Raw genomic sequence first — 15,104 nt, 5'->3', positions numbered from 1 at the left:
ATATCCGGAATTCGGCGGTCGCGGTACCGGAAAGGTGAAGAATTCGTGCCCGGTGTGCCCGGCTCGTCCGGCGGCGAGTGGCCGGTGTTGACGGGCGGCGCGACCCTCTCGGCGGCCCATGTCCTCGGGGAATCGGCCCGGCAGTGGCCCGATGCCGTCGCACTGGTCGCCGACGGCACCCGTCTCAGCTACGGCGCGCTGTGGCAGGACGCCCTGCGCCACGCCGCTGCGCTGCACGGGCAGGGCATCGGACCGGGCGACCGCGTGGCCCTGCTGCTGTCCAACACGGCCCGCTTCCCGAAGGTGTACTACGGGGTGCTCGCCGCCGGTGCCACCGTCGTACCGGTGAACGCCCTGCTGAGGACGGCGGAGATCACCTACATCCTGCGGCACTCGGGCGCGCGGGCGCTGCTCTGCGAGGGCTCGCTGCTGCCGGAGGGGGAGCCGGCGGCGCGGGCGGCGGGCGTACCGCTGCTCACGACGGCGGCCCCCGGCCGGTCCCCGTCCCTCGACGAACTCGCGGCACACTCACCCCCGTTGCACGCCGCCGTGCCGCGCGCCCCGGGCGACATCGCCGTCGTGCTCTACACCTCCGGCACCACGGGCCGCCCCAAAGGCGTCATGATCAGTCATCTCAACCTGGTGCTGAACATCGACACGACGATGCTCGCGCCGTTCGCGATGCGCCCCGACGACGTGGTGCTGGGATGCCTGCCGCTCTTCCACACCTTCGGGCAGGTCTGCGTCATGGGCACGGGCCTGCGCGCCGGGGCGCGGCTCGTGCTGATGCCCCGCTTCGACGCGCACGCGGCGCTCGACCTGATGACCGCCGAGCGCTGCACCGTCCTCATGGGGGTGCCGACGATGTACGTGGCGCTGCTCCAGGCGGTGCGCGACGGCGGCCGGCGCCCCGCCCTGGACCGGGCCTACTGCGGCGGATCGGCGCTGCCCGCCCGGGTCCTGGAGGACTTCGAGGCCGTCTTCGGCTGCCCGGTCCACGAGGGTTACGGTCTGACCGAGGCGTCCCCGTGCGTCGCCTACAACCACCCCGGCCGCCCCCGGGTGCCCGGCACCGTGGGACATCCCATCCGCGGCGTCGAGGTGCGGATCGCCCGGCCGGGCACCGCGGAGCGGATCGAGGCGCTGGCGGCGGGCGAGACCGGCGAGATCGTGGTGCGCGGCCACAACGTCATGGCGGGCTACCTCGACGACCCCGCGGCGACCCGGGCCGCCGTCGTCGACGGCTGGCTGCGCACCGGCGACCTCGGCGTGCTGGACGAGGACGGGCGCCTGACCGTCGTCGACCGGACCAAGGACACCATCGTGCGCGGCGGTTACAACGTCTATCCGCGGGAGGTGGAGGATCTGCTCGCCGCCCATCCCGCGGTGGCCCAGTCCGCGGTGGTCGGTGTGCCCGACCCCCGGCTGGGCCAGGAGGTGTGCGCCGTGGTCGTCCCGCGCCCGGGAAGCGCACCGGACGGCCGTCTGGCGGCGGACATCATCGCCTGGAGCAGGCAGCGTATCGCCGCCTACAAGTACCCGCGCCGCGTCGAGTTCGTCACCGCGCTGCCGCTCGGCCCCAGCGGCAAGGTCCTCAGGCGCCTGCTCGCCGAGGAGTTCGCCGGTGCTCAGCCGGTCACCGACGCCTGACAAGTCGCCCACACTGTCCGGCTGTTGCAGCCGATCTCCGATCGGCTGACGGCCGATGCGCGGACGGGGGAAGCGCACAGGGGCTGCGGTCGGTGGCGGGCTCCCGCACGCACGGCGGGCGTCCCGCGCCGCCCGAGGGCGCGGTCCGGGCGGCCACCGCAGGATGTGGCACCTCCCTCTCCGGCGGGCAGCCCGCCCCCCCGGCAGCGAGACCTGTCTGCGGCTGTACATCACCCAGCGCGCCAACAGCTCGGCGGGCGGTGTCCTCGGCTCGCTGCGCAAGTACCAGCGGCTCGTGGACGACGATCCGTTCCGCATCGAGTTGACCGCCTGAGTCAGGCATCATGGGCCGGACCTCGGCCGTGCCGGGCGCGCACGCTCGACCAGGACGCCGCCGCGGAGCTGCCGACCGGCGACTGCGACGGCGGGACGGTCTCGCTGCTGCGGGCCGGGAGGATCGGGGAGTGGACCTTCTGCGTCGAGGAGGAGGGCCTCATCGGCTCCTGGAAGGAACCGCTCGCCGCGCTGTCCCGGGACACCGAGACCTACAGCGTGGCGACCACCGACGGCATCGACATCTTCCGGTACTGGCGCGACGGCGCGTGCGTGGAGAACTTCGAGCCCGGTGCCGGGCACACCCGGCCCGAGCGGACCGAGCCCTGGTGGGACCGGGTGGAGGCGGCCCTCGCCGCGCACGCGGGCGAGGGCGCCGGGATGGCGCCCGTGGTGGCGCTCGTCCTCGGCCGCCTCGGCATCACGCTCGACGACGACACCCTCGCCGGGCCCTGGCCCACCGTGACGCTCGCCGAGGACGACGTGCCGGTGCCGCCGCGCGGCGACACCTACGCCGGTGAGGGACCGGTGCCGCCCCAGCCGCCGCGCGAGGCGTGAGCACGGCGTCCGCCGCGGGCCGCCGCCCCGGACGGGGCGGCGGCCCGCGGCATGTCCGGCCCGCGCGCCCCGTTCGGCGGTCCGTTCAGGACGCCGGGCCCGCGGGCGCGGCGCCGGTCGTCGCGTCGCGGTAGAGCGCGCGGGTGGCGGAGCCGAAGACGGCGCTGTAGGAGACCTGCGAGGTGTTCCCGCCGGTGTGGTAACCGCCGATCACGCCGACCACCGCCCAGCCGCCGAACCACGGCACCAGCATCGGCCCGCCGCTGGTGCCGCCCACGAACGCGTCGCACGGGATGCGCGGGAAGGTGCCGGGCTCGGCCGGATCGTCGCTCACCCAGGCCGTCGTCCGGCTCCAGCACTCCAGCGGACGCTCGGCCCCCGCCGGGTACCCGATCATGCGCACCGGAGCGTGCTCGTACCCGGTGCCGGTGAGCAGCCGCACCGCCCCCACGGCGTCCTCCAGCGCGGTCCCGTCCTCGTTGGGCCCGGTGACGGCGAAGGCGAAGTCGTACTGGGCCCCGGCCCGCGCGCCCAGGTCGTAGTACTGCCGGGGGACGTAGACACCGTTGTCGCGGACCGGGAAGACACCGAAGGGCTTCGCTCCGTCGTGGAACTGCGGGACGAAGGCCAGATGCCGCTTCGGTGAGGCGCCCGAGTAGCCCTTCAGGCAGTGCCCGGCGCTGAGCACGAGCGAGCGGCCGGGGCTGTGCACCACGGAGCCGCTGCACGTGCGGCCGGTGCCGGTGGAGTCGGTCCAGAAGAACGTCCCCGCCTGCGGGATGCCGGTGAAGCTCCGGCTGGACGGGATGTGCTCACCGGGCCGCGGTCCGTCCACCGCGGTGGGGGCGGCCCGTCCGGAACCGGCGCCCTGCGCGGCGGAGGCGGACAGGGCCGCCGCCGTCCTGGCCGGCGTCCAGTAGGCGTCGAGCCGGGCCGCGGCGGAGGCCGGGCCCGCCGTCTCCGGGGCGGCGGAGGCCGCCGGGGAGAGTCCGGCGCAGAGCAGCAGGGCCGACGCCCAGGCGGCGGTGAGTCGGGCGATCCTTGTACGGCGCACCATCAGTTCCCCTCGGAGCGGACACAAGTGACGGTTCACCATACGGTGGCGACGCGTCCCCGGGACCGCCCTCGCACCGGGTGTCGGCACGTGTGGCAAGTCCGCCGCCCGAGCGGCCCGCAGGCGACCGCCCGGCTCACTCGCCCATGACGTACCGTACGGTCGGACCGGTGGTCCAGCCGCCGTCCACGGCGAGTTCGGCGCCCGTCACGTACGACGCCGCGTCGGACAGCAGATAGACGACGGCGCTCGCGATCTCGTGCGGCTCGCCGACCCGGCCCATCGGCGTGTTGGGGTACCGGCCCTCGCCCCGCTCGATGCCGACCGAGGCCGTCATCGGGGTGTACGTCATGCCCGGGTGCACCGAGTTGACCCGGATCCGGGCCGTGCCCAGCTCCACCGCGCCGATCTTCGTCAGCCCGCGCACCCCCCACTTGGAGGCGCCGTAGCCGGCCGTCAGCGCGAGTCCCATCAGACCCGCCGCCGAGGAGATGTTGACGATCGAGCCGCCCCCGGCCTCCTTCATGGCGGGGATCACGGTCCGCATGCCGATGAAGACACCCGTGAGGTTGATGTCGAGCACCTTGCGGAAGTGCTCGACCGACTCGGACTCCAGCAGCGCGCCGGTCGAGATGCCGGCGTTGTTGACGAGCCCGTGCAGTGCGCCGAACTCCGCCACGGCGAAGTCCGCGACGTCCTGCCACTCCCGCTCCGAGGTGACGTCGTGCCGCCGGAAGCGGGCGGCGGGCCCCAGCCCGGCGGCGGTGGCCTCGCCCTCCTCCTCCAGGACGTCGGTGATCACCACGTTGGCTCCGGCGGCGACGGCCTGCCGCGCCGCCTCGGCCCCGAGGCCGCGCGCTCCGCCGGTGACGAGGACGGTCCTGCCGGTGAGGTCGTTCATGCTGTGCTCCTTGGAAGTCGGGGCCCGCGGGCGCGGACGCCCGTCCGGGCCCGCGGACGGCCGGTCAGAAGTGGGTGCCGCCGTCGACGCGGACCTCGGTGCCGGTGATGAACCGGCCGTCCTCGCTCGCGAGCATCGCGACCACGGAGGCCACCGTCTCCGGGCCGGCGAAGCCCTGGCCGAGCGCCGGGGAGAGCTTCAGGAACAGGCTCATGTCGGCGTCCTCGGGCAGCCCGGGGCCCGCGCTCTGCCCGCTGGCGCCGCTGCCGTCGGTCATGCCGGAGGAGATGGAGCCCGGCTGCACGGCGGTGAAGCGGATGCCGCGCCCCGCGTACTCGGCGGCCAGCGCGTGTGTCATGGACTGGATCCCGCCCTTGCTCGCCGCGTACGCCGCCATGTACGGGTGCGCGAACACCGCCGACGTCGAACTGAAGTTGACGACCGCGGCGTCCCGCCCCGCCAGCAGCGCGGGCACGCACTCGCGGATCACCAGGAAGGTGCCGACGAGGTTGACCCGCAGGACCCGGGTGAAGGCGTCCAGCGTCGTCCGGTCGGTGTGCGAGGAGCGCAGGATCCCGGCCGCGTTGACCAGGACGTCCAGACCGCCGAGCGCGGCGACGGCCGAGGCGGCTCCCTCGCGTACGGACGTCTCGTCGGCCACGTCCATGACGAGCGTGGTCAGCCGGTCCGCGTGGGCGCCGGCCTTCGCGACGGTGTCCTTCAGGCCCTGCTCGCTGACGTCGGCGGCCACGACGGTGCCGCCCTCCGCGAGCAGGCGCAGCACGGTGGCCTGCCCGATGCCCGAACCACCGCCGGTGATCAGCGCGCGGCGGCCTTCATAGCGGTTCATGTGTGTCTCCAGCCCGGCCCCGGAACGGCTCACGGGGCCCTACGGCACCGGCCCTCTTGCCGCCGGTGCTCTCGATGCCGTCACGGTACGCCTCGATGGCACGGTTTGCCACACCGGCCAGATGTGCCGGAGGACACGTGCGAGGCGTAGGATTCCGCGGGTGAGCACCAAGCCGTCCGCCACCCTGACCGAGCGCCGCAAGGCGGCCACACAGCTCGACATCGCCCACGCGGCGGCCGAGCTCTTCGCCACCCGGGGCCCCGACGGCACGACGGCCGAGGAGATCGCCCGGCGGGCGGGCGTCGCGCTGCGCACCTTCTACCGCTACTTCCGCTCCAAGCAGGACGCGGTGAGCCCGCTGCTCGCCGACGGCGCCGACCGCTGGCGGGCGCTGCTGGCCGCCGCCGAGCCGGGGACCCCGCTCCGGGAGGCACTGGAGCGCGCGGCCGGGCAGGCCCTCGCCACGCCCGACGAGGAAGCGGTGCGGGCGCTGCTGCGCACCCGCGGGCTGCTGCGCGCGGCGGCGGACGACCCCGCGCTGCGCGCCGTCTGGTACCGGGTGAACCAGGAGTCCGAGGAGCGGCTCGTCCCGGTCCTCGCCCGGCTCGCGGGCCCGGACGCCGACCCGCTCGACGTGCGCCTCGCGGCCGCCGCCGCCACCGACGCCATCCGGATCGCCCTGGAGACCTGGGCCGCCACCGACGCCGGCACCGAGGGCCCCGCCTCCCCGACCGCCCTCGCGACCCGCTGCCTGCGCGCCCTGACGGGCGGCACGGTGCCCGGGGAGCGGCGCGTCTAGCGCTGCCCGGGAGGCGCGGCGCGCCGTCCTGCAAAAACGTTCCGCCCCCGCCGGGTCAGACCCGGCGGGGGCGGAACGTGGAGGTGTGTCCCGGAGCGGAGCCGGGCGGGAAGGACGGTGGGGTCAGCCGGCCGCGGGGGCCACCTGCCGGGGGTCGTCGTAGACGCTCTCCACCTCGTCGACCGGAGAGGCCGAGGCGTTGTCGTACTTCGCGTGGTCGAGGATGTTCTCGCGGGCGGAGACCAGGACCGGGATGAGGGCCTGGCCCGCGACGTTGGTCGCGGTGCGCATCATGTCCAGGATCGGGTCGATGGCGAGCAGCAGACCCACGCCCTCCATCGGCAGTCCGAGGGTGGACAGGGTGAGCGTCAGCATGACCGTCGCTCCGGTCAGACCGGCGGTGGCCGCCGAGCCGATCACCGAGACGAAGGCGATGAGCAGGTACTCCTTGACGCCCATCTGCACATCGAAGATCTGCGCCACGAAGATCGCGGAGATGGCCGGGTAGATCGCCGCGCAGCCGTCCATCTTGGTCGTCGCGCCGAACGGCACGGCGAAGGAGGCGTAGTCCTTCGGGACGCCGAGGCGGATCGCCGACTGCTGGGTGACCGGCATGGTGCCGACCGAGGAGCGGGAGACGAACGCGAGCTGGATGGCCGGCCAGGCGCCCTTGAAGAACTGGAGCGGGTTCAGCTTGGCGACGGTGGCGAGCAGCAGCGGGTACACGCCGAACAGCACCAGGGCGCAGCCGACGTAGATGTCCACGGTGAAGGTCGCGTAGTTGCCCAGCAGGTCCCAGCCGTACTGGACGATGGCGCGGCCGATGAGACCGGCGGAGCCGATCGGGGCGAGCAGGATCACCCACCACAGGGCCTTCTGGAGCAGTTCGAGGATCGACTCGGACAGGGTGAGGATCGGCTGCGCCTTGGCACCGATCTTGAGGATCGCGATACCGGCGACCACGGCCATGAAGACGATCTGGAGGACGTTCAGCTCGGTGAAGGGCGTGACGACGTCCGTCGGGATGATCCCGGTCAGGAAGTCGAGCCAGCTGCCGGAGTGCTCCGGCTTGGCACCGTCGGCCGCGGTGAGGTCCGAGCCGGAGCCCGGGTTGGAGACCAGGCCGATGACCAGCCCGATCACCACCGCGATCAGCGAGGTGATCATGAACCAGAGCAGGGTGCGGCCGGCCAGGCGTGCCGCGTTGTTGACCTTCCGCAGATTGGTGATGGACACCATGATCGCGAAGAAGACCAGCGGCGCCACGGCCAGCTTCAGCAGCTGGATGAAGATGCCGCCCACCTTGTCGAGCGTGGTGGCGAGCCAGGACACGTCGTAGGTGCGGGCGACGAAGCCGAGGGCCAGACCGACGACGAGGCCGATCAGTACCTGGGCCCAGAAGGGGACGGGTATCCGGAACCCTGACTTCGAGGGCTGCGGATCAGCGGTGTTCGCGGACACGGACACACTCCAGTAGGAACGCGTGGGGGCGGGACGAGCGGGACGTACATACAGGAAGCAGCGACCGTGGGAGGGTGTCAACGGCGCCGCTGCATCGGGGAGTTCGCGGTCAGGCGCGACAAGCCGCGGACAGGCAGCGGCAGAGATCGACGTGCAGGCGCGCCACGAGCGGTACGCCCGGGGCGGCGCGGCGAGCGCCGTGGTCGGCGTCGGCGCGGTGCGCGGCTGCTGTCTTCATGGCAGAAACGTTAACACTTGTACTTTGAGAACCTCAAAGCGAGTCTTTGGTCAGCCGGGCGCCGGAGGTCTCGCCGTGCCCGCGCCCCGCTCGGTTCAGCGCCGCAGCGCCTCGAACGCGTCGCGCGCCGCGGCCCCGATGGCGAGGTCGATGTCCGGGGCCAGCGCGGCCCGCCGGTCGGAGCGGGTGAGCGCGGCGACGGCCACCCGGTGCCCGGAGTCGGCCTCCACCACCCCGATCTCGTGCCGCAGATGCAGGAACGTGCCGGTCTTGCCGCTCACCCGCAGCGTGTCGGAGCGCAGCTCGCTCGCCAGCCGCTGGGTGAAGAGCTGCGCCCCCATCAGCCGGCGCAGCTCCGCGGTCGCCGGGGGCCGGGAGATCTCGTCCCGCCACACGCGGTGCAGCAGATCGACGAGGGCCGTGGCGGTGCCCGCGTTGGCGTGCGCCGGGTCCAGCGTCCGCAGGGTGTGCCGGCCCGAGCGGTCGTCGCGCACGGCCAGCTCCAGGGCGAGGGAGAAGTCGTTGCCCGCGGCTCCGGCGGCGCACTCGTACATCAGGTTCATCCGGTGCCGCACCCGCAGGTCTCCGCAGTCCCAGGCGCGCAGCCGGGCGTCGACCTCCGCCACCGGGACCAGATCGAGGAGCGCGTCCGCACTGCCGTTGTCGCTGACCGACATCATCAGGTGCAGCAGGTCACCGACGGCCACGGTGGCGGGGTGCCGGAACGCCGCCAGACCCGTGGGGCCCACACTGCTGGTGGCCGGGTCGACCGTCACCGGGAGCGCGGCGTCCAGGCCGCCGGACGCGATCCGGTCCAGCACCACCAGGGCGAGCGGGACCTTGACGACCGAGGCGAGCGGCACGGGCACGGCGGCGTCGAATCCGAGCTGCGCGCCGGTGTCGATGTCCCGGGCGAGGAAGGAACCGCGCACACCGAGCGCCGCCCAGTCCGCCGCGACGGCCTCCGCGACATCGAGCAGCGCGCCCTCCCCGACGAGCCGCGCGGGGCGGCGGTACGGGGGACCCGCGCTCATCCGTGTGCCGCCAGCCGCGCCGGGGCGTCCGCGTCCCGGTCCCCGTCTCCGCTCCCGTCCCCGTCCCCGGCGGCCGACCGGGCCGCCGCCGCACCCGGCGCCGCCGCGCCGGCCCCGGACGCCAGCACGGTCGCCAGCCAGTGGGGCACCTGGGCGGCGGCCGGCTGCCGCTCGCTCGCGCGCGGGACGTACCCCCGATGCAGCGAGGTGTCGTGCAGCGGCGCCCAGGCGAGGCCGTGCAGCCGGGCGAACGGTTCGGTGCACAGCAGCCGCACCCGCCCGGCCAGGGTCTCCGCGAGCGCGGTCGCCACCGGACCGGCTGGGCGCAGCAGGCCCTCGGGCAGCCCGGCGCGCGCCATGGCGCGGCCGAGCCGGTCCGCGGCGAACGGCACCTGGTCCTCGGCGAGCAGGAGCAGCGCGAGCGGCGCCCGCCCGTGCGCCGCGCCACGGCCCCGCCGGGGCCGCAGATCCTCCAGATGGACCGCGCCCGCCGCCCGGGGCCCGCCGTCGTCGCGCACTCCGGGCCCGGCCGGTACGTCGGGTGCGTCCGGTGCGGGCGTGCTGCCCAGGCCCAGCGGCACCCGCAGCGGCGCGTTCTCCGGGGGCACCCGCACCAGCGCGTACGCCAGCGAACCGTCGGCCAGGCCCGCCTCCCGCCGCTCCGGCGGCAGCTCCTGCACACCGAGCGCGACGCCGTGCTCGGCGCCCGCGCGGATCACGCCCGCCAGGGCGGCCGGTCCGCAGTCCACCGGCATCCCGACGGTGCGCACCGCCGAGCGCCGGGCCGACCGCGCGGCCCGCCGCAGCCGCTCGGCCCGTTCCAGCACGTCCTGGGCGTACGGCAGCAGCAGGACGCCGAACTCCGTGGTCGCCACCTGCCGGTGCGAACGGTCGAAGAGAAGTCCGCCGAAGTGCTCCTCCAGCGTCTTGATCCGGCGGCTGAGGAGGGGCTGGGCGATCCCGAGGCGGTCGGCGGCCCGGGAGAAGCTCGCCTCGTCGACGGTCGCGACGTACGCCTCCAGGTGCGCGAGCAGATCCATGGCGCTTTCATATCAATAAGTTATGGGATCTTCAATGTTCACTCTTGGACATGAGTGGGCTCCCGCTGCTTCGCTGTCCGCGTCGGCGGCCCCGGGTGGCCGACGGGGGAACAGCGAACGGACGACGGGAGAACTCCGCACATGACCAGTGACAGCCCTCTGCGGCGGCGCGGCCTGCTCAAGGCCGGTGCCGTCCTGTCCACCGCCGGGCTCGCACCCGCCGTGACGGCCACCCGCGCGACGGCGGCACCCGCGGCCGGACCCGCGGCCGCGTCCGGTGCCCGCCGGGCCACGGACGCGCTGCGCGCGCTGGAGGAGCGCTACTCCGCCCGCCTCGGCGTCCACGCCCGCAACACCCGCACCGGCCAGAGCGTCGGGTACCGGGCGGGGGAGCGGTTCGCCCTGTGCTCGACCTTCAAGGTGTTCGCCGCCGGGGCCGTGCTGCGCGACCACGCGGGCAGCGCGCCGCTGGACAAGGTCGTCCGCTACCCCGACCGGGACATCCTGCTCAACTCCCCGGTCACCCAGCAGCACGTCGGCAGCGGCATGACCGTCGGCGAGCTGTGCGCGGCGGCGATCCGGCACAGCGACAACTGCGCCGGGAACCTGCTGCTGCGCGAGCTGGGCGGCCCGGCGGGGCTCACCGCCTTCTTCCGTTCGCTCGGTGACCGGGTGAGCCGGCTCGACCGCTGGGAGCCCGACCTGAACAGCGCGGGCCCCGGCGAGCTGCGCGACAGCACCACCCCGCAGGCGCTCGGCGCGAGCCTGGAGCGGCTGACGGTGGGCGACGAGCTGTCCGGCGCCGCCCGCGAACAGCTCCTGACCTGGCTCAAGGGCAACACCACCAGCGCCGCGCGCTTTCGCGCCGGACTGCCGCGGGGCTGGGTCGTCGGCGACAAGACCGGCACCGGTGACTACGCGTCCGCCAACGACATCGGCGTCGCCTGGACCACCCGCGGCACCCCCCTCGTGCTGGTGGTGCTGACGTCGAAGGACGCGCCGGACGCGACCGTGGACGAGGCGCTGATCGCCGACGCGGCCGCCGTCCTGGCGGACACCCTCGCCCCGGGCGAGTGACGGGAGCGGGCGCCCTCACGGGGGCGCCCGCCGCCGGTGCGCGGCCCGCTCCCCGCCGACCGGCGCACGAGCCGGGCGCGCCGGACACTCGCCCGAACGCCATTGCCTGACTAGAGTCAGAGGATGGATGCGGCACAGATCGACCGGGTGCGGCGCTTCAACCGCACCGTCACCGAGCGCGTGGGCGTGCTCCACGACCACTACCTGGGCCGGGACCGGCCCGTCGGCGAGGCCCGGCTGCTCTGGGAGATCGGCGAGCACGGCCGGGACGTACGGACGCTGCGCGAACGGCTCGGCCTCGACTCCGGATACGTGAGCAGGCTGCTGCGCGCCCTGGAGGCGGACGGCCTGGTGACCGTGGCGCCCCAGCCCCGCGACCGGCGGGTGCGCACGGTCCGGCTCACCGGAGCGGGCCGCGCCGAACGCGCCCTGCTCGACACCCGCAGCGACGAGGCGGCCGGATCGCTGCTGGCACCGCTCGACGAGGACCAGCGTGCCCGGCTGGTCGCGGCCATGGCCGAGGTCGAGCGGCTGCTGACCGCCGCCACCGTCACCCTGGACCCGGTCGACCCGGACCACCCCGACGCCGCACACTGCCTGCGGGCCTACTTCGCCGAGCTGCGCGAACGCTTCGACACCGGCTTCGACCCCGCGCGCAGCCTGCTGCCCGACGCGAGCGGACTCCGGCCGCCGCGGGGCCTGTTCCTGGTCGCCCGGCTGCACGGCGAACCCGTCGGCTGCGCCGGGCTGAAGCTGCCGCCCGGCGCCCCGGCGGAGATCAAACGCATGTGGGTCTCGCCCGGGGTCCGCGGTCTCGGTCTCGGCCGCCGCCTCCTGGCCGAACTGGAGGCACGGGCCGCCCGGCACGGCCGCGACCTGCTCCGCCTGGACACCAACAGGGCGCTGGGCGCCGCGCGTTCGCTCTACCGCTCCTACGGCTTCCGGGAGGTGCCCGCCTTCAACGACGAGCCGTACGCCCACCACTGGTTCGAGAAGACGGTCACCGCGCGGCCCGGCCACGACGGCTGAGACGGCGGGCCGCCGCCGGGCCCCGGCCGTCGCGGGTGCCGCTCAGCGGTCGGCGGCGAGGAACGGCAGCAGCAGTTCCAGCAGCGCGTCCGGGCGGTCGAGCGGGACGATGTGCCCGCAGTCCGCGAGGACGTGCCCGGTCAGACGGTCCGCGTGCGGCCGTAGCTGGCGTTCCAGCGCGCGGCCCACCGGATGGGCGCCGATCGCCAGCGCGGGAACGGTCAGCCGGGCCCCGGCCACCGCCGCGCGGAGCTGCCGGTCGGACACGGCCGCCGCCCGGTACGGACCGAACGCGCCGCGCAGCGCCTCCGTGCCGGTGTACGCCGCGACGAACGCGTCCCGGACGTCGGGCCGCACTCCGCGGCCGAGCGTGCCCCGGTCGAGGAACCACTCCACATACGTCCGCTCGTGCCCGGCGAGCACGGACTCCGCCAGTCCCGGCTCGCCGTGGAAACCGAACCACCAGGGCGGGCCCTGGGCGAGGAACTCCTCGGCACCGGGCAGGCCGCCCAGCAGTGATTCCATCACCACCAGCCGGCGGACGAGGCCCGGCCGCCGCATCGCCAGCAGGAAGGCGGGCGGAGTACCGGCGTCGATGCCCACCACCGCGGCGGAGGCCACGCCCAGCGCCGCGAGCAGCTGTTCCGCGTCGTCCGCCAGGGTGCCCGCGTCGTAGCCGTCCGCGGGCCGGGCGCTGTCCCCGAAGCCGCGCATGTCGGGGGCGATCACCCGGTGACCGGCGGCCAGCGCGCCGATGACGTCGGTCCACAGCCGCCAGGTGTGCGGGAAGCCGTGCAGCAGCAGGACGGCCGGGCCCCGCCCGGCCAGCGCCACGTTCAGCTCGACACCGCCCGCCCTGACCCGGCGCAGTGTGACCTCGGCGGGCCCGGAACGCGTGGACAGCGGGACGGTCGTGGGGGACAGGGCACCCATGGGCGCTCCCTCGGGTAGCTGGTAACCAATGGTGACAAGGCAACGATAGGTAACTAGGCTGAGCGGTCCAAGACGGCACTTTCCCCTCAGGTGGTGAGCTCCAGGTGACCTCCCAGGCCACGGGCTCCGCCGCTCCCGGCCCCGCCCGCGGACGCGGCGACGTGTTCGACCCGCACTGCCCGACCCGCGGACTGCTCGACCGGATCGGCACCAAGTGGACGTCGATGGCGGTCAAGGTCCTGGCGGAGCACACCCCGGGCGACCACGCCCCGGGCGAGGTGCGCTTCGGAGAGCTGCGGCGGCGGATGCCGGGCGTCTCGCAGAAGATGCTCTCGGTGACCCTGCGGAACCTGGTCCGCGACGGCCTGGTGGCGCGCCGCGTCGAGCCCTCGGTGCCGCCCGCCGTGCACTACCGCCTCACACCTCTGGGGCGGTCGCTGGAAGAGGTGCTCGCGGCCGTCCGGACCTGGGCGGAGGAACACATGGCCGAGGTGGACCGCGCCAACGCGGCGAGCCGGGAGGACGACGGAGGATGAGGCGCCGTCAGTCCACCGGCCAGGTGTGCACCGGCGCGTTGAGGTGCATGTAGTCGGTGTACACCTGCGTCATCCGGCGCAGGGACTCATGGCGCCCGGCGCCGCCGGCCGTGTCGAGCCGGTGGAACATCTCCTTCTGCCAGACCGCGCCGTTGCGCCCGGTCACGCACCGCTGCTCGATGACACCGAGCAGCGGCTCCCGCCAGGCCGCGTCCATGCCGGAGCGCTCAAGTCCCTCGTGGGCCAGCGGCAGCAGGCGCCGCAGCACCAGTTCCGCCACCGGGACCTCGCCGGTACCCGGCCAGTACAGCCTGCTCTCGATGCCGTGCCGCGCCGCCGTGTGGAGGTTGTCCTCGGCCGCCGAGAAGGACATCCGCGACCACACCGGCCGGTCCTCCTCCACCAGGGCCCGGGTGAGCCCGTAGTAGAAGGCCCCGTTGGCGAGGGTGTCGGCGACGGTCGGCCCGGCCGGCAGCACCCGGTTCTCCACCCGCAGGTGCGGCTTGTCCTGGGAGACGGCGTAGACCGGGCGGTTCCAGCGGTAGATGGTGCCGTTGTGCAGGGTCAGCTCGGCCAGATCGGGGACGTCGCCCCGGTCCAGGGTCTCGCCGGGGTCCTGCTCGTCGCAGAGCGGCAGCAGCGCGGGGAAGTAGCGCAGATTCTCCTCGAAGAGGTCGAAGACGCTGTTGATCCACCGCTCCCCGAACCAGACCCGGGGCCGCACCCCCTGCACCTTGATCTCCTGCGGGCGGGTGTCGGTGGCCTGCTCGAACAGCGGGATCCGCGTCTCGTGCCACAGCTCCCGGCCGAACAGGAACGGCGAGTTGGCCGCCAGCGCGACCTGGACCCCGGCGACCGCCTGCGCCGCGTTCCAGTAGCCGGCGAACTCCTCCGGGGACACCTGGAGGTGGAACTGGGTGCTGGTGCAGGCGGCCTCGGGCGTGATCGTGTCCGCGTACGTCCGCAGCCGGTCGACGCCGTCCACCTCGATGTGCAGGTCCTCGCCCCGGGCGGCGAAGACCTGGTCGTTGAGCAGCCGGTAGCGCGGGTTCTCCGACAGCGCCTGCTGCCCCACGTCCTCCTGCCGCAGCGTGGGCAGGATCCCGATCATGATCAGACGGGCGCCGACCGACCGCGCGCGCCGGTCCGCGTGGTTCAGCGCGCCGCGGATCTCGGACTCCCAGGCATCGGGCCCGCCCGCTGTCAGGGTCCGGGGCGGGATGTTGGTCTCCAGGTTGAACCGGCCCAGCTCGGTGGCCCAGGCGGGGTCCGCGATGGCCTCCAGCACGTCGACGTTGCGCATCGTGGGCTCGGCCCGGTCGTCGACCAGGTTCAGCTCGATCTCCAGGCCCACCTGCGGACGCTCGGACTCGAACCGCGACGCGCGCAGCATCTGCGCGAACGCGTCGAGGCAGTCCTGCATCTTGATCCGGTACCGGCGGCGGTCCTCACGGGTGAAGACCATCGCCGGGACGTCCCGTCCCATCGGCGCTCCCCGGTCGACTCGGCCTCTCCTCGGGCACCTGCTCTCGGGCGTCTGTCCCGCGGCGCCCGCCGTCGGGCACCGCCCCGGGCGCCTCACCGCCCGGCTCACCCCAGCGTCGCACCACC

At 74.3% G+C, this 15,104-nt stretch carries 15 protein-coding genes; 7 read left to right on the top strand and 8 right to left on the bottom strand.

The annotated features are described in order from the left end of the window. The first annotated feature begins 45 nt into the window (after positions 1-45). The 3 genes from B086_RS0128355 to B086_RS41050 all read left to right on the top strand — a co-directional run bounded on the left by B086_RS0128355 (position 46) and on the right by B086_RS41050 (position 2,541). Positions 46-1,650, top strand: a complete 1,605-nt coding sequence (locus tag B086_RS0128355) for an AMP-binding protein (protein WP_018569819.1) — start codon at positions 46-48, stop codon at positions 1,648-1,650. A gap of 163 nt (positions 1,651-1,813) precedes the next feature. Further along, positions 1,814-1,984, top strand: coding sequence for a hypothetical protein (locus B086_RS45125; RefSeq protein WP_018569818.1), 171 nt, complete (start codon positions 1,814-1,816; stop codon positions 1,982-1,984). Further along, a complete protein-coding gene (locus B086_RS41050) occupies positions 1,981-2,541 on the top strand; it encodes a DUF6461 domain-containing protein (protein WP_037874111.1) in 561 nt (186 codons plus the stop codon). Before B086_RS45125 ends, B086_RS41050 begins: the two co-directional genes overlap by 4 nt. Positions 2,542-2,626: 85 nt before the next feature. On the opposite strand, the gene B086_RS0128345 is transcribed toward B086_RS41050, so the two are convergent. The 3 genes from B086_RS0128345 to B086_RS0128335 all read right to left on the bottom strand — a co-directional run bounded on the left by B086_RS0128345 (position 2,627) and on the right by B086_RS0128335 (position 5,346). Next, positions 2,627-3,598, bottom strand: a complete 972-nt coding sequence (locus B086_RS0128345) for a trypsin-like serine peptidase (RefSeq protein WP_018569816.1) — start codon at positions 3,596-3,598, stop codon at positions 2,627-2,629. A gap of 133 nt (positions 3,599-3,731) precedes the next feature. Then, positions 3,732-4,496 carry a glucose 1-dehydrogenase gene (locus B086_RS0128340; RefSeq protein ID WP_018569815.1) on the bottom strand — a complete coding sequence of 255 codons (765 nt, stop codon included), beginning with the start codon at positions 4,494-4,496 and terminating at the stop codon, positions 3,732-3,734. Between the two features lie 64 nt (positions 4,497-4,560). Then, positions 4,561-5,346, bottom strand: coding sequence for an SDR family NAD(P)-dependent oxidoreductase (locus B086_RS0128335; protein WP_018569814.1), 786 nt, complete (start codon positions 5,344-5,346; stop codon positions 4,561-4,563). Between the two features lie 160 nt (positions 5,347-5,506). Here B086_RS0128335 and B086_RS0128330 point away from each other — a divergent pair, with 160 nt between their 5' ends. Next, positions 5,507-6,145 (top strand): TetR/AcrR family transcriptional regulator, encoded by a 639-nt coding sequence (locus B086_RS0128330; protein WP_018569813.1) that lies wholly within the window; start codon positions 5,507-5,509, stop codon positions 6,143-6,145. Between the two features lie 123 nt (positions 6,146-6,268). Here B086_RS0128330 and B086_RS0128325 read toward each other — a convergent pair whose 3' ends face one another. From B086_RS0128325 to B086_RS0128315, 3 genes are all read right to left on the bottom strand, one after another. Then, positions 6,269-7,606: a dicarboxylate/amino acid:cation symporter gene (locus tag B086_RS0128325; protein ID WP_018569812.1), complete on the bottom strand. Its 1,338-nt coding sequence runs from the start codon at positions 7,604-7,606 to the stop codon at positions 6,269-6,271. Positions 7,607-7,939: 333 nt separating this feature from the next. Continuing rightward, on the bottom strand, positions 7,940-8,878 hold the full coding sequence (locus B086_RS0128320) for a serine hydrolase (protein ID WP_018569811.1): 939 nt from the start codon (positions 8,876-8,878) through the stop codon (positions 7,940-7,942). Further along, a complete protein-coding gene (locus tag B086_RS0128315; protein ID WP_018569810.1) occupies positions 8,875-9,918 on the bottom strand; it encodes a LysR family transcriptional regulator in 1,044 nt (347 codons plus the stop codon). The genes B086_RS0128320 and B086_RS0128315 overlap by 4 nt, the downstream gene beginning before the upstream one ends. A 141-nt stretch (positions 9,919-10,059) precedes the next feature. Between B086_RS0128315 and bla the strand changes: the two genes are divergently transcribed. Continuing rightward, positions 10,060-10,995, top strand: a complete 936-nt coding sequence (gene bla / locus B086_RS0128310) for a class A beta-lactamase (RefSeq protein ID WP_018569809.1) — start codon at positions 10,060-10,062, stop codon at positions 10,993-10,995. A gap of 123 nt (positions 10,996-11,118) precedes the next feature. Continuing rightward, entirely contained in the window at positions 11,119-12,024 is a 906-nt protein-coding gene (locus tag B086_RS0128305) for a bifunctional helix-turn-helix transcriptional regulator/GNAT family N-acetyltransferase (RefSeq protein ID WP_018569808.1), read from the top strand. 42 nt (positions 12,025-12,066) lie between these two features. Here B086_RS0128305 and B086_RS0128300 read toward each other — a convergent pair whose 3' ends face one another. Beyond that, positions 12,067-12,957 (bottom strand): alpha/beta fold hydrolase, encoded by an 891-nt coding sequence (locus B086_RS0128300; protein ID WP_018569807.1) that lies wholly within the window; start codon positions 12,955-12,957, stop codon positions 12,067-12,069. Positions 12,958-13,061: 104 nt separating this feature from the next. Between B086_RS0128300 and B086_RS0128295 the strand changes: the two genes are divergently transcribed. Next, the gene (locus tag B086_RS0128295; RefSeq protein ID WP_018569806.1) at positions 13,062-13,493 is read left to right on the top strand and encodes a winged helix-turn-helix transcriptional regulator; all 432 of its coding nucleotides are present in this window, start codon (positions 13,062-13,064) and stop codon (positions 13,491-13,493) included. A gap of 7 nt (positions 13,494-13,500) precedes the next feature. Here B086_RS0128295 and B086_RS0128290 read toward each other — a convergent pair whose 3' ends face one another. Next, on the bottom strand, positions 13,501-14,979 hold the full coding sequence (locus tag B086_RS0128290; protein WP_018569805.1) for a glutamate-cysteine ligase family protein: 1,479 nt from the start codon (positions 14,977-14,979) through the stop codon (positions 13,501-13,503). Between the last annotated feature and the right edge of the window lie 125 nt (positions 14,980-15,104).

This window comes from Streptomyces sp. PsTaAH-124, assembly GCF_000373685.1.
Classification (GTDB): Bacteria; Actinomycetota; Actinomycetes; order Streptomycetales; family Streptomycetaceae; genus Streptomyces; species Streptomyces andamanensis.
The sequence above is the reverse complement of the archived record's forward strand: the minus strand, read 5'-3'. Positions and strand labels throughout refer to the sequence as shown.